The sequence below is a fragment of the Pantoea sp. Ap-870 genome (assembly GCF_011752515.1).
In the GTDB taxonomy this organism is placed as follows: domain Bacteria; phylum Pseudomonadota; class Gammaproteobacteria; order Enterobacterales; family Enterobacteriaceae; genus Pantoea; species Pantoea dispersa.
Genome location: NZ_VWXG01000013.1, coordinates 37,926 through 57,634, shown reverse-complemented (window position 1 = coordinate 57,634; position 19,709 = coordinate 37,926). Strand labels below are relative to the sequence as shown.

Below are 19,709 nucleotides of genomic sequence, written 5' to 3'. Positions count from 1 at the left end.
TTAACTTCGGGGGGGGGGGAGGCGATCATACGATACTTTCTTTAAAGATTTATCGACTGATTATTAATTTAAATATTGCGGGAATGTCTGTTCCTGTCATTACCACTTTCCTTTCTGATTTATCTTCGCTGAGGGTAACAATAAAATGAGAAAATCCATATTTTCTAATGCAGGTGCTCAGTTATGCCATTATATTCCACCTGTGCTAGGCATAATTTTAATGGCCCTGACGCTGACAGGGTGTATGGCCTTCCGGCACGAATCCGCTCGTGATCACAGCACGCCAGCGGACTCTGCAACTCAGACCAGCAATACGAAAACCGACAGTGAAAGCACTAAGTCCGCTCACCTGCGTGATAAAGCGGGGCTTGAGGATGCCATGCTTAAACGTTGTGAAAGCGAATTACAGGCACTTAAGGTAGTGAGTCCGGATGATTACCACCGCCAGACAATTCTATTTGCTAAGTTAATGACCACGGCCAGCCAGTATGGCAATGTACGATCTCAGGCTGATCCGTTAACCGTCGCGGCCGTTGATGCACTTTACCAATATCGTACGTCCAGATTATGCGCAGATATTTCTTGGCGCTTACTCAACGCGCTGTCCGATAAGGGCGAGGATCGCTAGTGAAACAATTTAACAGGAGCCTTTTACTTAGCAGGCCAGCACTGGTCGTGACACTGTTAATACCTGCGACGGGCGTGCTGGCTGACAGACCGCCTCAGGTGCTGTTATTTGCTCAGCAGTGGCTTGATGCGCATTACGCCACTGCTGAGCAGCAAGAGCAACCGGCGAAACATACCGCCCCGGTAAACATTCCCACGCCCCCCCAGCAAAAGCGGAGTGGAAAAATTTCACCGCATCTGAGCTGCCATGCCGATAAGCCAGATTTGTCGAACGTGAATCCGGTTAAAGCACAATCTACTGCAGAAGATTGTGCCGCGATTGCCAGTGAAAGGGACAGTCTGAAAAAGAGACTGGTTGAGATACTGATGCATCCGCACCCCCCGCAACAGGAGCCTGCATCTCCGGCAGAAAGCACCATCGATTCTCAGTTGAGGGAGGATCTTAAAAAGTCTGGTCTGGCCAATGAGCTATTAGAAAAGCGATACAACGCCCTGAAGAATCTGGTTGATGATGTGCGGGCTGAAGCCGCACGCGCACGAACAGAGGCCGGGATAGTGCGTAAAGAAAACGGCAGTCTCAGAGTGGAAAACAAAGTAAAAGCTCTTCAGGCAGATATAGCAAATGCTGAGCTGACAGCGCTGCGTAATTCATCAGCTGCCCACAGCCTATCTCCGGAAAGGCAGCCTGTGGCTGAAAACGGAAAGAAGGGTGCCTCTGAGGAAAGGAGCGAACCCGGTATGACTGCTCAGAGGAGCTCTGAGGCGGGGGGGGACTTAGTCGCAAATGACAAAGCCGTTCTACACGATGAAAAGAAAGGGAGTTATCCCGCCAGCCCACTTATCAAGACCGCGCATCCTGGTCTGATAAATGACCTTCAGGATAATGACAAGCAGGAAGCGCCTGACGGGGACTATGCGGCCGGCGCAGCACTCGGTCTGGAAGCACTGAACGCCATTAACATGAACAGGATGCTGGGCGTACAAACGCACATGGCGTCATTTTATAATGGCGTGACTGATGCCTTAAAAAACAATATCAGGTTTACTTCTGAAGCGCTTCTCAGTGCTCAGACCAGCCTTGGCAAAAAAGTGCAGTCAGCACGTGAGGACATGATAAAGATGCAGGCGGAAGCCGGAAAAAAAGCGCTGGATGCCTTTCGCCGGAATGCCGGGGTGAAAAAGGATGCCCAGGGATACTGGTTTAAAATTGATTCCTCCGACAGGCAGCAACTGAATCCCGACCTAGACATCAGGGTAAAAGTCATCACCAGCCTCGCGGGAGGCGGGGTTATTGAAGATGAAAACATGGTGCGAAAAGAACTGGCAGAGTTTCCATCTTTATTTCGTAACGTTATAGCCCGACTGGGCCGGCATGGAACTGCAACCTTTTTTGTTCCACCTGAACTTGCATACGGTGATGACGGTTTAGTGCCTAACATTCCGCCCGGAGCCAGCCTGATTTACCGTGTGACAGTGGATCAGGACAACGATGCTGAAGCCAGGAGCGATAAAAACATAACAACTGAAGGTGAAAAATTTCTTCAATCGTTTCTGCAGCGGAAGGATGTTAAAAAAGATAATCATGGGTTCTGGTATGAGATAATGAATCAGGGAACGGGAGAAAAACTGGGTCCTGATAGCGCAATCACTACCGTGATGCGGGAAAGCATCGCAGGAGGCCAGGTAATAAATGACATGGTAGCCGACAAACAGGCGATTACCCTGAAACTGAAACAATATCCTGTCTTATTTCAGCATGCGCTGCGTTTCATTAAAAATGAAGGCGCGCTGCGTTTGGTCGTTCCGGCACGGCTTGCCTATGGAAAAGATCAGCTTCCGCCAGGAATCCCCCCTGATGGAATCATGATCTACGATATTCGTATTTTAGGAGTAAAATAAAAATCACGTGCAAGGTAACCCGATGATATTATGGATAAATAAGAGTATTAAGGGGTTATCTTGTCTGAAAAAATTTAAAGAGCACGAGCCTGAGGGACTGACCGCTTTATCCCGGCCTGAACCCTCAACAGGCATCTGATGCAACAAAAAATGGATTTATGAAAGATTTTAAAATATTTTTTGCGCAGGGTTTTGACATTGATGTTACTGAAAAATCGCTCAGTAATAGACCATAAAATATCCCCCTTTAATGACTCTTAATTCAGGATGAAATCAGAAAACTTTGACTCCAGAAAATCAAGGAAATTACTGAACTCATCATTATAATATTTTCTGTTCTTCCAGATTAAATAATACTGTCGGCTTTTTGCCGACCATTCGGGCATGATTTCATGTATCAGCCCCTGGTCCTCATATTTTTTTGAAAGATAAGAGGGGAGACCGACTATGATGATATCTTTCGCTCCTGAAAGGCTGATAATCTGAGAAATATCATCTGTTATCATTACAGGCGATAACCTGGCTTCTTCACCATTCTGTTGGTTAAAAATTAAGGGTTGCTCTTCCTCATCTTCTGAGTAAAAGATAACCTTCGATGAATCAAGGGATAGCTGAGAAACATCGCCTGAATATCCTGAGCTTGCAAATATCTTTCTTTTTACTGGTTCAAGTTTCCTGTGAATTGCCAGAGGCCATGATGACTTGACCGGACTAATGACCAGATCATTGATGTTCAGAGGCTGACTTCGGACAGAAAGGGTTGATTTGTATTTCACCCGGGCCTCAGTCGAAGCGCTGGCGTAATCGTATACCCAGTCTATAAATGGAATTGTCCTGATGGACTTTTCAACCTGAACATTCAGCCATAATACTTTTGAACCCCGTATATCATCAATGAAGGAAGAGAAGGCATTAGTAATTTCCTTTGATTTAATGTAAGCCTCTTTCCCTAATGGTGAAAGACGCACGCCGCGCGTGTTTCTTTCAAAGAGTGTGGTCTGTAAATGATCTTCAAGTCGAGCGAGCCTCTTGCTGACGGACGAAATACTGAGACCCATTATTGCTGCGGTCTGAGAGAGACTTCCGGTCTCAGCTACATTGATGAAGATACAAAAATCTTTCAGATAAAATCGCATTAACTAATGTCTCCTTAGACGATGTATGAAGAACATTTTATTGATTAATATGATCATATCAATTTGCAGAAGCAACAAACAGATTTTCCGATTAGGAAAATAAATGATTATATTAAATACAATGACGAAATGTGCTAAACAAATCGATTGTCAGATATTTCGTTGATTTTACGATTTATACCGTGTTTTTTTAGTATAACGCGCGACGCCAGTGTCTGCTGGTACTTGCCAGTATTTTGAGTGAACCACTGCTTTAAAGCGCTAAGGGATGTGCTTGCGGTTTTATTTTTCAGGTTTCTAAGGTGCGTTATTATTCTGCAGTGCGAATAGCCTGTCATTTCGCTGATTCTCTCAATTCCATCGCCCCTATATACATACCATAGTACTATGATTTCGGGATTGTTGATTCTCATTCTCATCTCGTGCCTTGTTAATTAAATCATTATGGTATAACAATCAACTCCTCCGGAGGTTTTCATTTTAAAACAAAGCGATTTTCTTTTCGTTTTTTTCAGTGAACCACATAAAAGATACGAGAGCAGTAGAAAATGTGGTGCGTATTAAAAAACTACTTCACTATTTCCATGCTACAATTAGTAAAAGCGCTAAACGATATCCGGAAAAGAAACAATGAGAACTAGTGGAAAACTTAATGAATGGAAGGTTTTTGTGAAGGTTGTAGAAACGGGCAGTTTTTCGGTGGCTGCCCGGCAACTGAACATAAGCGTATCCTCGGTCAGTAAGCAAATATCGAGGCTCGAAGAGGGAGTAAATGCCCATTTGCTTAACCGTGACACCCGTAATATTGAGCTCACCGAGGCCGGAATGATGGCCTACGATAAGGCCAAGGTTATCATTGAAATGATGACTGATCTCGTCCACAATCTGAGGAATCCCTCGGGTGTTATTGAGGGGGCAATCCGGCTCACTGCGCCTGCCATGGTTTGTGAATTTCTGGCTAATCACTGGCTGGATGAATACGCTGAAAAGCATGAAGGTGCAATAGTTTTCCTTGAATCCCGAGAGAGTAGTCAGTTTACAAAGAAATCATCGGCATTCGACCATCTTGTTTTAAAAAGCGGGCTGATTGAAAGCGAAGACTTAATTCATCGTGAGTTAAGCCCCCTGAAACTCTCGCTCTGCGCGACTAAAGAGTATGTCAGGCGGCATGGCAATCCTGAACATCCCCGTGACCTTCTTAAACACCGTTTTTTTCATCTTTATCATCATGGATTGTCCGGGACGCTGACGCTGGTAAAAGAAGGCGAGACCTTTTCATTTGATAAAACCAGTCACTCCGGTTTTTTAACTGACAGCCTTCTTGGAACGTTTAACCTGATGCTTCAGGAGAGAGGAATATCACTCATCTCATCAGGTTTTCTCTCCCGTAATAGGCAGGCATTTCCTCAGGTTTTAACGGTGCTGGATGACTGGACGATCCCACCTGTACCCGTTTATCTGGTATGGCGTCAGAGAAAGTTTTACTCGCCCCTTTTCAAAGATTTCATCAATTTTATAACTGAGAAGTGGAACAACCGGGATCTGTGATTATTAAGGAATTTGTCCCGCGCTTCTCAGCAATTTTTTGCTCAGCTGGCGTATTGTCACAGTCCGGATTATCTGAGAGACAAAGCCATATTCTTTTGTGACGCGCGCAGCTCTTACAATCTGTGAATTCAGGATCTCCCGCTTTCGTTCACACCCTAATCTATAACGACAGAAATCGTGGATTCTGATCATCCTGACGTGGTCGGGACATAGGGCACCCTCAGCGTACCCGTATAATGTCCGGCCGCTTTGTCAGCAAGAATGAAGAAGGGTGTTTTCTGCGTGATGGGCGCATAAACGCACCACTGATAACCGGAAACATCCGGAATGATTATCTGCCGTCGGTTAAATTCGCCAGCGGCCCACCCCACCCCACCCAGCCAATCCGCGAGCCGTTTGTGATGTTTTCGGCTCGACCGCTTAATGGGTTCAGTACCTGAACGGTGTAGTCGATACGATTCTGGGCCTTTTCCACGCTCCCCCCGTCCCGGTAGACGGAAAAGCCACCGGACTTACGCCCTGGCGCGGATTTATTTTCACCACTGAACGTTATGGCGATATTGTTAGCTGTGATGCCGCCATCGTAGAGGCACATATCCAGGTTTGCGGTGCCGCTGGCGGTCGAGTCACTACCTGCAGGCCGGTTACTGAGGTTCAGATCTACGTGTGGCGCCCCGCCCGGAAAGGCCGGAAAGAAGATGGTCTGGGATCCCGTATCTGTGACACGCAATGTGATATCGGCCGTCCAAGTCCTTAAGAAGACTGAAGGGCACCCATTGCATCAGGTTTTGCTTAAGTGTGGCCTTCAAGATACCGGAAGATAATTCAGATAGTGCAGATTGTGGGATGTAATAATAAAATTTAACGTCATAGGACGTATTTGAATCAACATACTTTGAGTTAGATGTAGCAGCATATGGTTGAAACTTTGTTGTGCCTGTAGTTGAATTAGTGATGTAGGTATAGCTCTTTTATCAAATGTTGTTACCAACGGTGCAAAACTGATCCACCCCAGCGGTTGAAAATTGATCCAGGGGTTAATCTGCTCCTCTGAATACAGGGGAGCTTATGATCACTTTTGAGATTCGTATGGAAATTAAAGTCCTGCACAAGCGGGGAATGAGTATCCGGGCCATTGCCAGGGAGCTGGGTATTTCGCGCAATACTGTCCGCAGCCACCTGAAAGCCAAATCTGAAAAGCCGCAGTATTCACCACGCCCGGCACCATCGTCACTGCTCGATGAATACCGTGATTACATCTCTAAGCGGATCAGCGATGCGCATCCCTACAAAATCCCGGCGACCGTTATTGCCAGGGAAATCATGGAGCTGGGCTATCGTGGAGGGCTTACTATCCTGAGAGAGTTCATCCGCAAACAGACCCTGCCAGCACAGGAAGAACCGGTCGTTCGCTTCGAAACCGAGCCCGGACGGCAGATGCAGGTTGACTGGGGGACCATGCGAAACGGCAAGTCCCCCCTGCATGTGTTCGTCGCTGTTCTGGGATACAGCAGAATGCTTTACATCGAGTTCACTGACAACATGCGCTACGACACGCTGGAAGCCTGTCACCGCAATGCGTTCAGCTTCTTCGGTGGTGTACCGGAGGAAGTCCTGTACGACAATATGAAAACGGTGGTGCTACAGCGTGATGCTTACCAGACCGGGCAGCATCGGTTCCATCCTTCCCTGTGGCAGTTCGGCAAAGAGATGGGCTTCTCTCCCCGCCTGTGCCGTCCCTTCAGGGCGCAGACTAAAGGCAAGGTGGAGCGGATGGTGCAGTACACCCGAAACAGCTTCTATATCCCGTTAATGACGCGCCTGCGTCCGATGGGGATCTCCGTCGATGTTGAAACCGCAAACCGTTACGGCCTGCGCGGGCTGTACGATGTGGCCAACCAGCGGAAGCATGAAACTATCCAGTCCCGCCCCTGCGATCGCTGGGTGGAGGAACAGCAATCCATGCTGGCACTGCCACCGGAGAAAAAGCAGTATGACGTGCAGGTTGATGAAAGCCTGATGACCTTCGACAGGCAGCCACTGCATCACCCACTCTCCATCTATGATACGTTCTGCAGAGGAGCCGCATGATGGTTGAACTGCAACATCAACGGCTGATGGTGCTTGCCGAACAGCTGCAGCCGGACAGTCTTATCGGCGCAGCGCCGGCGCTGTCGCAACAGGCGGTGGATCAGGAATGGAGCTACATGGACTTCCTGGAGCACCTGTTACATGAGGAGAAACTGGCCCGGCATCAGCGTAAACAGGCGATGTACACACGGATGGCAGCCTTCCCGGCGGTGAAGACGTTCGAGGAGTACGACTTCACCTTCGCCACCGGCGCTCCTCAGAAGCAAATCCAGTCGCTGCGCTCCCTGAGCTTCATCGAACGTAACGAAAACATCGTGTTACTGGGCCCCTCGGGCGTGGGAAAAACACATCTGGCGATAGCCATGGGCTACGAAGCAGTACGGGCGGGCATCAAGGTTCGCTTCACAACAGCAGCGGACCTGCTGTTACAGCTGTCGACTTCCCAGCGTCAGGGGCGTTACAAAACGACACTCAATCGCGGTGTCATGGCCCCGAAGCTGCTTATCATCGATGAAATAGGTTATCTGCCGTTCAGTCAGGAGGAAGCCAAGCTGTTCTTCCAGGTCATAGCCAAACGTTACGAGAAGAGCGCGATGATCCTGACCTCCAATCTGCCGTTCGGGCAGTGGGACCAGACGTTCGCAGGTGATGCGGCCCTGACATCGGCGATGCTGGATCGGATCTTACATCACTCACACGTAGTCCAGATAAAAGGAGAGAGCTATCGACTGAAGCCGAAACGAAAGGCCGGGATTATAGCGGAAGCTAATCCTGAGTAAACAAGGTGGATCAATATTAAACCGTTGGTGGTGACGGTTAGTGGATCACTTTTTACCCGTTGTTGACACCTGGCGCAGCTTCCGCCAGACACGGCGCTTTTCCTTACCGTGTTTTTTCACCTTCCACTCACCCTCACCGAAAACTTTTAAGCCGGTGGAGTCGATAACCAGGTGGGCAATTTCACCGCGTGTGGGGCTTTTGAAAGGGATGCTGACGGACTTAGCCCGCCTGCTGACCCAGGAATAATCCGGGCAACGGAGCGGGAGCTTCATCAGGATAAAAATGGAATCGATGAATCCCTGCACAGCGCGCAGCGTGAGGCGAAAGACGCGTTTGAGCATCAGAACGGTGGAAATGGCCAGCTCGGAATAACGTTGCGGACGACCACGTGAAGAGGTTTTGGGTTCGTCATACCAGGCCTGAATGGCCGACTCATCAAGCCAGAATGTCAGTGAGCCCCGATTGACGAGGGCTTTGTTGTAGACGTTCCAGTTGGTGATTTTGAACGTTTGTTTTGCCACGGGATACCGCTACAGGATCGAGAATGTGGTGATCTGATCCTGATTACGGCAAAAAGTTCGATTTATTCAACAAAGCTACCGGCAGGGAGAAATCAGGGGCAGGAAGCCGGAAAATCAGAGCTATCGCGCCAGTGGACTGACGCTCCTGATGGCTGCGATCTCGCTGTGGAATACTGTGTATATGGAAAGGGCGATCGATGCCCTGAAGCGTAAGGGACTAAAGATCAACGAACAACTACTGTCGCATTTGTCGCCGTTAGGCTGGGAGCACATCAATCTGACAGGCGATTATATCTGGAAAAGCAACCGGATACCGGCTTCCGGTAAGTTTCGTCGGCTGAGGCCCGCTAAAGTAGAAAGGTCAAAAAACAACCTTAACGTACAATAATTTTCGATAACCAAAGTGCCCCCTAAAAACGCCGCCCGGGCTGGCCTCTGGAGTTCAAAATCCGCATGGCGGAGCTGAGCCAGCAGCCGGGTGCCTGTGTGGCAGAACTGGCTCGGGAACACGGCGTTAACGACAACTTGGTATTTAACTGGCGCAACCTGCACGGTTATGGCCTGCCAGACTCCGCCATGCGCTGCAGGTGATACCCGTTCCGGTCAGATTATGCGAATTACTGCCATGAAAAGCCAACCTGCCGCCCGCCATGGTGTGAAGTCTTAGAACCGGTAGCTAACCTGCAGCGAGCCCTGGCTATCGCGATAGCCACCGCCACCTGCCTGCTGCGTGAACACTACTGTTCCCGTCAGGCTTTGCGAAAGACGTCCCTCGACGCCCGTTTTAAGCTCCCCGATATTCCGGCTCCCCCGCACATTATCCGTTTCTCCATTCATGCGCACGCCGTACACTTTTGTATTATGCAGCCAGTTCGCTTCCACGAACGGCTGGAATTCGCGCACGGTCTGCTGGTCCTGCCGGCTTTTCCCGTTCAGGTAGGATCTGAAACCGAGGCGGGTGGTGACACCGTCGTTTCCCGCACCCTGCACATGGGTGCCGCCAGCCTCTGTGTGGTCATCAGTGCTGATGCCGGACCAGACGACCTGCACGTGCGGCTCAAGGAAAAGTCGGTTTTCCATGCCGGTGCCACTTTGCCAGCTTTTAATCTGCCACGCGTATCCGCCTTCCAGAGAAGCTTTCAGCCCGCGGCTGTTATAACGCTCCGCAGGCAGCATGTCACCTGACACCTCGTTTTTGAACCAGTTGTACTGCGTCCATGCCTCAGCCCATGCGCCGGTCTTGACCTGTGCGTTCTGGTACCAAGTGCCATATACCCCTGCGCTGTATCCACTCACGCTGCCTTTCGCATCATGTCCCGTCAGGCTGCTATGCGAACTACTGTCCGCCCGGCCGTAGCCGCCCATAAGGCCGACGTGAACTGCATCTGTGCCATTGATTGACCCCTGAATAATATCCCCTCCCAGTTGCAGTACGTAGCGGTTAGTCTGCGTACGGTTCTGCCCGTCCGTCATGGACGCGTGCCTGTGTCCACCCAGATTACGTATCCACATGCTGGTCGTACGGACTGACCCCGTTACCGGGTCGGTATAGCGCGTTTCCCCGCTGCGATCACGCATTGACAGATCAAACAGGGTATTCGCAGCCTGAAGGTTAGCCGTGTAGGCCGCCGCCTCTGGACGGTACATGCGGGCAGGTGCAGGTGCAGGTGGTGGTGCCGGTGCAGGTGACGGTTCAGGTGACGGTTCAGGTGACGGTTCAGGTGATGGTTCAGGTGATGGTTCAGGTGACGGTGCGGAGGCAAAACTGGTCAGGTACCAGCCCGCCGGTTCGGTTCCCGAAACATTTCCTTTGCGCAGGCTGTAGTCGTAGGCACCGGCCACCACACGGTTACCCAACGAGAACACGGCATCAGAGCGCCCGCCCACGCTAATGAGCTTAATACCGTCTAGCGTCTGAGCGCCGCCGCCGTTCTCGTTGGTCACGAAGAGGGTGCTGGCGCCGCTCGTGTTTCCGGTTACCACCAGACGGTCGGTCAGCGAGTCATCACCGGTCAGCACGCTACCAAGCGACACTGAACTGCCTGGCAGTCCGGTATAGTCACCGTTGACGGTCAGCGTGTTACCCGCGCTGGTCGGGGTCGGGTTCAGCACAAGGCTGCCGCGGTTGGTGAGGCTGGCATTTATGGTGGCGGAGGCCATTTTTTCAGCACTAAAAATCAGCGTGCCGTTCTGAGACAGCGCTCCGTCAAGGATGCTGCCGCTTTGCAGGGTCAGAATGCCGTTATTTACCGTACCGTTAACGGCAGTCCAGCGGGCCGACGGTGTGAGAGTCAGTGTACTGCCGGAACTGACGGTAATGCTGTCCACACTGACGTTATTCGTGGCGGTGAAGGTCGCGATCATGCTTTCATCCCCCACGGACAGAGAAGAACCCGTCAGGCCGGTTACTGAACCGTTGACAGTCGCACTGGATCCACTGATAAACAGTGAAGAGTGCCCGAGATAAACCGGGCCATCAAGTAAACCGGCGTTATGAATTCCGTCACGTATGATGCCGGAGTTAAATACAGACCAGCTCCCCCCCTTAATGGTACCGCTGTTATTAATCTGAGAGAGATTTCCGGCATTGCTAATGCCCGTGTCTGCTCCCTCAATTATTCCGCCAGATTTGTTTATGATGCTGCCGACCGTTCCTTCGTTGAGAATGCCATTGCCGACGGTGCCCGTAATGGTGCCCGCGTTGTCAATATTACCTATCCGGTTGGTTATTCCACTCGTTGTAAGATTGGTAATGCCAGTCGCAGCCCTGATTACCCCACTGTTAAGCACCGAATCAATGGATGATAGATTATAAAGGGCGGTGGTGTAATTGTCTTTACCGGTCAGGTCGCTGTTCAGTGCCATGCTGGTGTTCACGGAGTCATTTTGCAACGTTCCACTATTTGTAAAATCACCAATAAATCCTGAGATATTATACACCGCGGCAATACCTGAGCCACCGCTGACGGATATCAATCCGGTATTAATAAAGTCGTCTATATGAGTTTCATTTTCTGAACCCGGTCCATTACTGGCTATGCGAACACCAGTGTATGCAGAAGCTATCGTTCCGTCGTTGCTAAAACGCTCAAGGTTATTATCAAGAATGGAAACCGCAACGAAACCACTGCCTTCACGGGTGACGTCAACAGATGCGCCTTCTGCCACAGAAAAAAAACCAAGTGACGGAGAGACAGTACATTCTTCGGTTTCCTGACTGGTAACGGTCTGAGCTTCATTATCGCCAACTGAAGCACACATGCTGGCTGCCACAGATGAAAATGACAGTAAATTCAAACTCATCAGGCTAAAGGTCCATATTGCATGCTTTTTTTCATGAATCATTTTGTACTCCTGTCAGGAAAAATTTATAGAAAATTGGCGAAAAAAATAGCGAAGTTAAGTTTCATAGATACACATAGCTGATGTTGTACGTATTCTGGCCCAAACCGTTCGTTGATTCCGATGTAGCGTGATCGCATTTTTCGATTTAATTCGACCACATATTCCGGTTTGTTCCTGCAAAATATGGCCATCTGTCGGAATCTCGCGCTTTTCACTTGTAAAACAATGAACAACACATCTTACTGATAACTCATTTTCCGGAGAAATGTCGCCATGGCAAGACTGAGAACGCTGCTGAGTGAAATTAAAAAACTGCTGCGCATGAAATTTGACTGTCACCTGCGCAATAGGAGCATCTCGGCCTGTCTGAATATCCAGTTTAGTACCATATCTGATGGGGCCACCCGCTGCAGATATAGCCAGCTGGCATGGCCCTTACGTAGTGGCTAACCGACAGCACAATCTGCTAGCGTGCAAGATTTGAGACTAGTAACTCAGTCGGCCGGGCATGCACCTCCGATTTGTCTTCCCTCAGAATCGGTAGCTCAGCTGAAGCGCCGCCAAGCTGTCCCGGTAGCTTTCATTTCCGGCCTTCTGCGTGAAAACAATGCTTCCCGTCAGGCTCTGCGACAGGCGCCTCTCCCCCATCGTATTGAGCTCTGCAACATTCAGAAGGCCTGAAGTGCTGTCGGTTTCACAGTTAATACGCACGCCTTATGCTTCTGTATTATGCAGCCAGTTCATCTCCACGAACGGCTGGATCACGCACGGTCTGCTGGTCCAGGCGGTTTTTTCACGTTCAGGTAGGCTCTGAGCCCGGGGCAGGTGGTGGAACCGTAGTTTCCCACACCCTTTACGCAGGTGCCGCTTAAAACCTCAGGATAAAAATCAAATGCCAGGCAGGTATCATTATCATGTTCATAGATTATATCCGGCTTCATACCGGCACCCGGGCATGGATATCAGCGCTACGTCAGCCGGCGGCTGTTTCAGGGCAAATCACATGGCGCCCTTCGTACAGCGCTGGGGCAACATCGATGAGCACTGTGCGGTTACGGTTTTTCCGGTGTCGTGCCGCGCAAGAAAATCGGGCTGCAGCAGAGGCGCCGCGTGGTCATCAGCAATCAGCTGCGGCCGCGTATTCCAGCGTTCCTCAATATAATTGCAAAAATCGGTGAAAATCCTGGTCTTTCGGGGGCGCTGCCGCCAGATAAGCCAGACCGGGAGGTCAGGTATATTCCATTCCGGCATGATGATTTCAAGTTGCCCACGCCCCATATAGCCGGAAGCCAGCCAGCAACGAGCCAGAACACCTTCCGCGTGATGCTCGGGGCCACCCGGGTCATCTACCCGGAAGGTGCGGCCGGCGCGCAGCTTTCGGTGTCAAACCCGCAGGATCGCCCCATGCTGGTCCAGTCCTCGGTGACCGGCGAGGACCACAAAACGCCGGCCCCCTTCCTGGTCACGCCGCCGCTGTTCCGCCTTGAAGCGAACCAGCAGAGCCGGCTGCGCATTATCCGCACCGGGAGCAGCCTTCCGCAGACGCAGGAGAGCCTGTACTGGTTGTGCGTGAAGGCGCTGCCGCCTTCGGGCGACGCGTCCGGTCACGCAACCGGGGTGTCAATGACCGTGAACATGGCCATCAGCATGTGTGACAAGCTGATTTTCAGGCCGTCCGGCCTGAAGGGCAGTCCGGAAGAGGCGGCTGGCGCACTCACCTGGGCGCGAATGGGTAAGGTGTTAAGGGTCAGTAACCCGACACCATTTTACATGAACTTGAAGGCGGTGAGCGTGGGGGGAAAAGAGGTCGGTAACCTGACTTATGTCTCTCCTCAGGGGAGCTTAACGTTGCCGCTGCCAGCGGGCGCGGCTGGTGCCGTGAAGTGGAGCGTCATTAACGACTTTGGAGGCGAGAGCCGCCAGTTCGAGGCCGCAGCTGAGTGATTTATCTGAATTAACGCGAAGAGCCGGGGGACGTGTGCGCCGTACAGCTTTCATCGCGGCCACAACAAACTGAGGCCGGCAATCCTGCCGGCACGGAAATACTAAACCAGAGGAAAATACCATGAAAATGCGTTTACTGACCGCCCTTGTCGCCGCCGGCTGTTTCAGCCAGATGGCCGTGGCGAGTCCGGTGACTACGGGCAGCATCGTCAACAAGACCACCGCCACCGCCACCCTGAGGCTGAACCAGCAGATCACGCTGGAAAACACCCTGATACCTGTGGAAGGACTGAAGGGGGGGGCTTCGGGCATGGGCCAGTTTGCGATTGCAAACGGTAACCTGAAAATTAAGGAGACCGGGGAAACGGCGCACCTTGCCTTAAACACCACCGGACCTGGTAATTATAGTTTTGTAACGTATGCGACAGGCCATGAAAACGACGCTGACTACAAACTGGAATATCTAGTATATCCCACATCATCAGCCACTGATTATATCAACATATCAGATGGGATTTACATGTTCAGTAAGGAAAATGTCAATAACTTTGGTTATTCCGTTAGAACTGTATTAACAAAACTGCCCAAAGCGGGCAGCTACGTCATCAGCGTTACGGGCGGCGTATACAATCCGTAACGCATCAGCCTGACCTTTTTAACGACCGTCAGGGGGTGCCACCGTACGGCCCCTGACGGCATGACGGGAAAAAACAGTGACGCTATTGAGGGAAAACACGGATATCGGACGGGCCGTGCGCCCGTTCAGTACAACGGACCTGGCCGCCAGGCTGGGACGGTACAGCTTCACCGAATGCAGCATGCTGCGGGCATTTATACTCTGCTTCTGCGGCGACAACCCCGGGTATCCCGGAACTGGACTACATCCGGCTTAAGCTCAGGGAGTGCCTAGGCCGCCACGACGACGGCAGCGCCTGGTTTTCGGACCTGCGCGAGGCTGAAAGGTGGGCTGGTGCAGCCTGCAGGACGACCGGCTGACAGGCCGCCGACGCCCCCTGCGGTTGAAGCTAAAAAAATTAAAGCGCGGTCCGTCACGTAAACCGATCATGAATCTACTGGACTGGCTGCGCGATCTGCTGCCCGGGAAACCCGGTGTTATCTGATCTTAAACGCCAATACGGTCTGGATGTAACGCTTACCGCCGCAGTCAGCGCCGGATAAGGCGTATACATTTCGTTCGTCACCGGATGCAGTAATCCGGCACTGCCAGTCAGAAAAAGCTGGATACTCTCCTTTTCCGCCCGCGCATAAGATGGCCGCACCTCACCAGTTATCAGTGCTCTTACCTGACTAAAGTTCTCGGCCAGGTCGGTAAAACGCAGCCTGTTTGCAGAACAATTCGGCGTAATCTGCTCCTCAGTCAATTGTTGCACAGGCTCACCTGCGCCATGCCGCCACAACAGCCGGGCGTAAAGTAAAATGCGCTTAATCGTATTTGCTGAATAGTTTTATCACCGGACTGCGCCGGCTATCCGGGGCACTGACAGCATCTTCATTGCAGGTCGCCTGAATCAGGAGGCTGCACGGGTGCCGGTTACCATCCCTGCCTAACCGCTTCCACACGGCGCCGGCGATGTTCTGATACCTGCAGGCACACCTTTTTGTTGAGTGCGTGCGCCCCCTGCTTCTTAACCTCATCCTTCTCATGCGAACCTGAACGAAAGTAACGCATGACGGCCGGTGTAACCTTAAAGCGGCTCACTGTCCTGAAGCCTCCTGATTTAGCCCGGGTCAGAACGACAGTCCGCAAGGCGGCCATGTCCGGCAGGAAATATGTATGCTTCATTCAAATCGTGAATGCGATTAATCGTTTTTACATAAAAATTTTACTGCAGAGCATGCTTTTTTGTTCTTGAACAATACAGATGGCAGTAGGGAAATCGGTTAGTGTTTTAACAAAAAACGTGCAAAGAAATTCTGTTTTTCCGATGCGGATGATTAATTCGACCATATTTATCGTTAAAATCTTTATCGCATTATTTCCTGACAATTGATGCTATCCGTTTCTGCATCCTTTACGAGGCTGTTATATGAATGATTCTATTGTTATGCGCCCTGTGTGGCAGTTTCCTTTTGGCGCTGCGCTTGTGCTGATGTCCGTTGTGGCACTATTAATGTACAGCGCCCGCGCACTTGCCGACGCTGCAGAAGGTTATGAATACGAATATGTCAGAACGGACGTGCCTGTTTCAGGCATCAAGAGGGGGCAACTGCTGGGGACGATCTATATTAAACAGCAGAGCCTTACAGTATGGAGGACTGTTGGATCTGTTGAATCAGATCCACCCATTGATACATATGTTTATTCGGAGATGAAAAATATGGGGGGCGGAGCGCCCGGTTGTAAACCTTTGGCGGATGATAACAGTATTGGTTTTCTAAGGTTCACTGGAAGCGCAACAGAAACAAGCTGCAACTACAGCATAGGCTATGTCATTATTAACGGACTTAAAGCTTTTGCAACGCACCATACGAAAATAATCAACGGTAAGTACTACTTTTCTTTTGCTGTTCAGATTCCGCGGACAAAACTTGCTGATGTGGTTATCAATGACCCTGCTAAAGCGTTATCCCACGCCGGACAGGCCGTTTTACTGACTTCATTACCCGATCTTTATGTACCTTTAAACTATAGCACTGCCACGATTTATGCACGTACCCCGTTGTCGGTTTACATTGGAGAAACGCCACCGGCAGTGTTTTTCCCGCAGCAGAACACTTCTCACGCCGTGCTGCCCGTTCAGATTATGTCTTCTGGTGATATGGCGGCAGGCAGTGCCAGCCTTGACATGTGTCTTTATGACGGGGCCGGGCTGTCTGACTCGCGCTACATGCTGCTGTTTTCTGACGAAAGCAGTGGCAGTGCCGGTAAGGATTTTGCTATGCGCAGGGAAAATGGCGCAGGTGAAATCAGCTACAGCGTCAGCGTGACCGATCCGTCCGGCAAGCCGCAGGCCGTCGCCAACCGCGAACCTTTTTACTGGAACAATATGCAGAAAGGCGGCGCGGCGCAGTCGCGGGTGAAGTACATTCAGCTTCCTGACGGTATTCAGGGTACCGTTCCGTGCGTGCCTTCGGTAGTCAGCGTGGAAGTCCGGCCTGTCAGGTACAGCAGCCTGAAGGCGGGCCATTACCAGGGTAAAATAAATATTTTGTTCACTCCGTCAACATGATTAAATTCTGACGTGCCACACATAGGATCGGGCGCTGAAATGACCAGCCCCCCTAGTTTACCGTAGATAAAGACATTAAAATTTATTTCTGAGATCCTCAATCTCTCTGGCAGCGTGGCCCAAATGAAAATACGAACAGGCTGCTCAGACAATATTTTCCAAAACCCAGACGGCGTCCGGCCTCGACCCGGGCTAAATTCTCGTCGAAGTGCAGATGCAGGGCTTCAAGTAGCCAGGTCCGGTGTTTCATACGCTAATGTCCATTATAAATGATGGACATTATTGTCACGGAGCCGGAGGGAAACGGACAGACGGTCTATATGAGACGCTTATTCATAATCGGTGCCAGCCCAGCGAATGAAGGGATACTGATTAGGGGGATTGATTTTCTCTTTGCCGGCGAGCTGCACTGATACGCAGCCACCTGAAATAACCAACGAGTGGTTATATTTCAACCATTATTTTTTGTTTCACTGCTACCGCTGTCGGCAGGGGTTTATCCACAGGGTTCCGGCCGGGATATGCACGCCGGTTGTGGACAACGAAGTATTACGATGTTGCTGCGCGCCGCTTTTATCCGCCAGTAGGCGGGGGAAAGGCAGAAAACCCGGCCCGTGCGGTCTGCGGCCAGTGCCGTGCCTTCACTGTAGCCCGATCGCCTTGTGGTCAAGCGCGCCTCCTTCGCCCGTTCGCACTCCCTCTGCCGCGCTTACTTCCGTCGGGCTTCCGCTCAGTTTTCGCGTCAGCGCCGTGCGTAATCACGGCTCCGCTCGCTGGCGCTGCGGCCTCCTCGTCCCGCTTGACCACTGCGTCTCTTCGTCGGGCTGTCATTCAGGCACGGCACAGGCCGGAACTGAGACAACTTTGACTGCGGAGGATTGCTTATGACTTTTAACGGACCAGCGGTATACGTCGGGACTTATCACAAATATAACTGCGGCAGCATATTCGGGAAGTGGTTCGATCTCACGAACTTTGAGGAGAAGGACGAGTTTCATGAAGCCTGCCGCGACCTCCATGCCTCAGAAGACGATCCTGAATTCATGTTTCAGGACTGGGAGGGTATCCCGTCTCAGTTCGTGTCGGAATCTCATATTGACTGGGACTTTATCGCCGCCTGGAAGCAGGCGAAAGAAGAGGGCAGAGAAGCCGCATTTATTGCATGGGCGGACTATTCGGGCGTTTGTGATTTCGACGCGTTTGACGACGCGTACCGGGGAGAAGCGAAAACCGAGGAAGATTATGCTTACGAGTTTGTCGAAGAACATGGCCTGCTGAATGACGTCCCGGAGCCGCTGCGGTCTTATTTCGACTACGAAGCGTATGCGCGTGACCTGTTCAGCAGCAGTCTGGTATTGCATGACGGTTTTGTGTTCAGTAACTGATGATTTCGGCAGGGCTGGCCCTGCCGTAAATGAGAATAAAATGAAACTGTCACCGCAAACCCGCGACATTCTTCGCCAGTATAAGGCCCTGATAAACGAGCGCCGGCGAGTCAGTGGCCAGAGAGAACTCAGGACAGAAGAAGTTGTGGATGAAATCTGCCATTACATGACCTGTCAGTGTGCCGTGTATATCGGTGGCCACTTTATTTTGCAGGGTGGCAAAGGGTAGTCAGCAACGTTCAGGCGGTTACGGCCGCCTGTCAGCCCGCCCAAAACCCTGCGCCTGCGGCGGCGGGGCGGCAGGACACGCGCCGGACGGCGCGGCCACCGCTCCGCCTCTGATAACAGGATGATTCAGGACGGCTTTTACAGCCGGTTTTCAGCTTTTTTTATCGTATTGCGAGACTCCGGCTGCCGTTTCTGTCCGTGTCGTTCAGAAAAAGGGCTCTCTCACCGGGCGTCCTGTCGGCTGTCATGCTCCGCACAGAGCCGGCGAGCCGTCTCTGCCCGGCCCCGTTCCGGGGCAGCGGGTTTCCATCCTGACGCAACACCTTCCGCTTGCAGCAGCCGTTCCGGCTGCGCCGCTCAGTCGCGCCGTCTCCGGCGCTCCAGGCATCCCGCCGGTACATACGGCGGGATGTAAGGCGCAACGCCGTTTCGCGCCCGCGCGTCACGCCGTTGCGGCGGGTTTCTGCTTTCTGCATGGGTTGTGTTCGCCCGTCTGAGTCCTTTCGCCGGGGCTGAGACAAGCACAAACCGCCTGGCTGTCCAGGGACGGCTGAAGCCTCTCGCCGGAAAATTTTTTGTGGCCAAAAAATTATTCCGCTCGCGCCCGGACAGCTGCGCCGGCCCGTGCTCGTTACGCCCTTTGCGGCGAACGGCTCTCAAACGGGTGAAGGATACAACCTGGGGAGAAAGCAGCAGTTCCCCGCAAAACGTCAAGACCGCGGCCCCGGCAACTCAACGGGTGACGGTTTTAAGGGCAAGAAAACAGAGGAGATTTTAGTGGAACAGTCAGCAGTAGTGCGCTTACCGGATGACACGTTTACGCGTGAGGAAGCGAACGCGGTCGCTGCTCAGTACACCAACGTCGCTATCGAAGACGATCAGGGTACCCATTTTCGCCTGGTCGTGCGTAAGGATGGCGATATGGTCTGGCGCGCATGGGATTTCGAGGCAAAGGCGGGCTACTGGCTCAATCGTTATATCGATGATTACGGTATCCGCAAAGCGCAGTAAGCA

General features: G+C 51.5%; 15 protein-coding genes and 5 pseudogenes. 13 read left to right on the top strand and 7 right to left on the bottom strand.

Annotated features, from left to right (window positions below):
- The first annotated feature begins 145 nt into the window (after positions 1–145).
- Positions 146–628 carry a hypothetical protein gene (locus tag F3J41_RS22395; RefSeq protein WP_146068690.1) on the top strand — a complete coding sequence of 161 codons (483 nt, stop codon included), beginning with the start codon at positions 146–148 and terminating at the stop codon, positions 626–628.
- Entirely contained in the window at positions 628–2,526 is a 1,899-nt protein-coding gene (locus F3J41_RS23710) for an FKBP-type peptidyl-prolyl cis-trans isomerase (RefSeq protein WP_104094444.1), read from the top strand. The genes F3J41_RS22395 and F3J41_RS23710 overlap by 1 nt, the downstream gene beginning before the upstream one ends.
- Positions 2,527–2,783: 257 nt before the next feature.
- Here F3J41_RS23710 and F3J41_RS22385 read toward each other — a convergent pair whose 3' ends face one another.
- Positions 2,784–3,662 (bottom strand): LysR family transcriptional regulator, encoded by an 879-nt coding sequence (locus F3J41_RS22385; protein WP_104094443.1) that lies wholly within the window; start codon positions 3,660–3,662, stop codon positions 2,784–2,786.
- A gap of 630 nt (positions 3,663–4,292) precedes the next feature.
- Here F3J41_RS22385 and F3J41_RS22380 point away from each other — a divergent pair.
- Positions 4,293–5,210 (top strand): LysR family transcriptional regulator, encoded by a 918-nt coding sequence (locus tag F3J41_RS22380; RefSeq protein WP_104094441.1) that lies wholly within the window; start codon positions 4,293–4,295, stop codon positions 5,208–5,210.
- Between the two features lie 188 nt (positions 5,211–5,398).
- Here F3J41_RS22380 and F3J41_RS23705 read toward each other — a convergent pair whose 3' ends face one another.
- Positions 5,399–5,581 (bottom strand): CfaE/CblD family pilus tip adhesin, encoded by a 183-nt coding sequence (locus tag F3J41_RS23705; RefSeq protein WP_158251419.1) that lies wholly within the window; start codon positions 5,579–5,581, stop codon positions 5,399–5,401.
- Positions 5,542–5,967: pseudogene (locus F3J41_RS23605) on the bottom strand (CfaE/CblD family pilus tip adhesin); the annotation flags it as partial. The gene F3J41_RS23705 and the pseudogene F3J41_RS23605, both read right to left, overlap by 40 nt.
- A gap of 311 nt (positions 5,968–6,278) precedes the next feature.
- On the opposite strand from F3J41_RS23605, the gene istA reads away from it, so the two are divergent.
- Positions 6,279–7,301: an IS21-like element ISSen3 family transposase gene (istA, locus tag F3J41_RS22365; RefSeq protein ID WP_104094439.1), complete on the top strand. Its 1,023-nt coding sequence runs from the start codon at positions 6,279–6,281 to the stop codon at positions 7,299–7,301.
- Positions 7,298–8,080: an IS21-like element ISSen3 family helper ATPase IstB gene (istB, locus tag F3J41_RS22360; RefSeq protein WP_104094438.1), complete on the top strand. Its 783-nt coding sequence runs from the start codon at positions 7,298–7,300 to the stop codon at positions 8,078–8,080. Before istA ends, istB begins: the two co-directional genes overlap by 4 nt.
- Before the next feature lie 75 nt (positions 8,081–8,155).
- Here the strand turns inward: istB and F3J41_RS22355 are convergent.
- Positions 8,156–8,602: pseudogene (locus tag F3J41_RS22355) on the bottom strand (IS5 family transposase); the annotation flags it as partial.
- 79 nt (positions 8,603–8,681) lie between these two features.
- Between F3J41_RS22355 and F3J41_RS22350 the strand changes: the two are divergent.
- Positions 8,682–8,980: pseudogene (locus F3J41_RS22350) on the top strand (Tn3 family transposase); the annotation flags it as partial.
- Positions 8,981–9,019: 39 nt separating this feature from the next.
- Positions 9,020–9,163: pseudogene (locus tag F3J41_RS22345) on the top strand (transposase); the annotation flags it as partial.
- A 102-nt stretch (positions 9,164–9,265) separates the two neighbouring features.
- Here F3J41_RS22345 and F3J41_RS22340 read toward each other — a convergent pair.
- Entirely contained in the window at positions 9,266–11,947 is a 2,682-nt protein-coding gene (locus F3J41_RS22340) for an autotransporter outer membrane beta-barrel domain-containing protein (protein WP_233209881.1), read from the bottom strand.
- A gap of 1,110 nt (positions 11,948–13,057) precedes the next feature.
- Between F3J41_RS22340 and F3J41_RS22335 the strand changes: the two genes are divergently transcribed.
- Both F3J41_RS22335 and F3J41_RS22330 read left to right on the top strand, forming a co-directional pair.
- Positions 13,058–13,891 carry a fimbria/pilus periplasmic chaperone gene (locus F3J41_RS22335; RefSeq protein WP_233209882.1) on the top strand — a complete coding sequence of 278 codons (834 nt, stop codon included), beginning with the start codon at positions 13,058–13,060 and terminating at the stop codon, positions 13,889–13,891.
- 121 nt (positions 13,892–14,012) lie between these two features.
- Positions 14,013–14,528, top strand: coding sequence for a hypothetical protein (locus tag F3J41_RS22330; RefSeq protein ID WP_104094435.1), 516 nt, complete (start codon positions 14,013–14,015; stop codon positions 14,526–14,528).
- A 433-nt stretch (positions 14,529–14,961) separates the two neighbouring features.
- On the opposite strand, the gene F3J41_RS22325 is transcribed toward F3J41_RS22330, so the two are convergent.
- Complete coding sequence (locus F3J41_RS22325) at positions 14,962–15,282, bottom strand: DUF1281 domain-containing protein (RefSeq protein ID WP_233209883.1); 321 nt, start codon at positions 15,280–15,282, stop codon at positions 14,962–14,964.
- A 657-nt stretch (positions 15,283–15,939) separates the two neighbouring features.
- Between F3J41_RS22325 and F3J41_RS22320 the strand changes: the two genes are divergently transcribed.
- Entirely contained in the window at positions 15,940–17,082 is a 1,143-nt protein-coding gene (locus tag F3J41_RS22320; RefSeq protein WP_104094434.1) for a CfaE/CblD family pilus tip adhesin, read from the top strand.
- A 130-nt stretch (positions 17,083–17,212) separates the two neighbouring features.
- On the opposite strand, the pseudogene F3J41_RS23700 reads toward F3J41_RS22320, so the two are convergent.
- Positions 17,213–17,332: pseudogene (locus tag F3J41_RS23700) on the bottom strand (IS66 family insertion sequence element accessory protein TnpB); the annotation flags it as partial.
- A gap of 634 nt (positions 17,333–17,966) precedes the next feature.
- On the opposite strand from F3J41_RS23700, the gene F3J41_RS22315 reads away from it, so the two are divergent.
- From F3J41_RS22315 to F3J41_RS22305, 3 genes are all read left to right on the top strand, one after another.
- A complete protein-coding gene (locus F3J41_RS22315) occupies positions 17,967–18,467 on the top strand; it encodes an antirestriction protein ArdA (RefSeq protein ID WP_104094470.1) in 501 nt (166 codons plus the stop codon).
- 40 nt (positions 18,468–18,507) lie between these two features.
- A complete protein-coding gene (locus tag F3J41_RS22310; RefSeq protein ID WP_088517020.1) occupies positions 18,508–18,696 on the top strand; it encodes a hypothetical protein in 189 nt (62 codons plus the stop codon).
- A 776-nt stretch (positions 18,697–19,472) separates the two neighbouring features.
- Entirely contained in the window at positions 19,473–19,706 is a 234-nt protein-coding gene (locus tag F3J41_RS22305; protein ID WP_166712514.1) for a DUF905 domain-containing protein, read from the top strand.
- The last annotated feature ends 3 nt before the right edge of the window (positions 19,707–19,709 follow it).

Coding starts and splice junctions, on each gene's coding strand:
- istB (WP_104094438.1), top strand. CDS start 7,298: ATGATGGTTGAACTGCAACATCAACGGCTGATGGTGCTTGCCGAACAG.
- F3J41_RS22395 (WP_146068690.1), top strand. CDS start 146: ATGAGAAAATCCATATTTTCTAATGCAGGTGCTCAGTTATGCCATTAT.
- F3J41_RS22380 (WP_104094441.1), top strand. CDS start 4,293: ATGAGAACTAGTGGAAAACTTAATGAATGGAAGGTTTTTGTGAAGGTT.
- F3J41_RS22330 (WP_104094435.1), top strand. CDS start 14,013: ATGAAAATGCGTTTACTGACCGCCCTTGTCGCCGCCGGCTGTTTCAGC.
- F3J41_RS22340 (WP_233209881.1), bottom strand. CDS start 11,947: ATGATTCATGAAAAAAAGCATGCAATATGGACCTTTAGCCTGATGAGT.
- istA (WP_104094439.1), top strand. CDS start 6,279: ATGATCACTTTTGAGATTCGTATGGAAATTAAAGTCCTGCACAAGCGG.
- F3J41_RS22315 (WP_104094470.1), top strand. CDS start 17,967: ATGACTTTTAACGGACCAGCGGTATACGTCGGGACTTATCACAAATAT.
- F3J41_RS22310 (WP_088517020.1), top strand. CDS start 18,508: ATGAAACTGTCACCGCAAACCCGCGACATTCTTCGCCAGTATAAGGCC.
- F3J41_RS22320 (WP_104094434.1), top strand. CDS start 15,940: ATGAATGATTCTATTGTTATGCGCCCTGTGTGGCAGTTTCCTTTTGGC.
- F3J41_RS22385 (WP_104094443.1), bottom strand. CDS start 3,662: ATGCGATTTTATCTGAAAGATTTTTGTATCTTCATCAATGTAGCTGAG.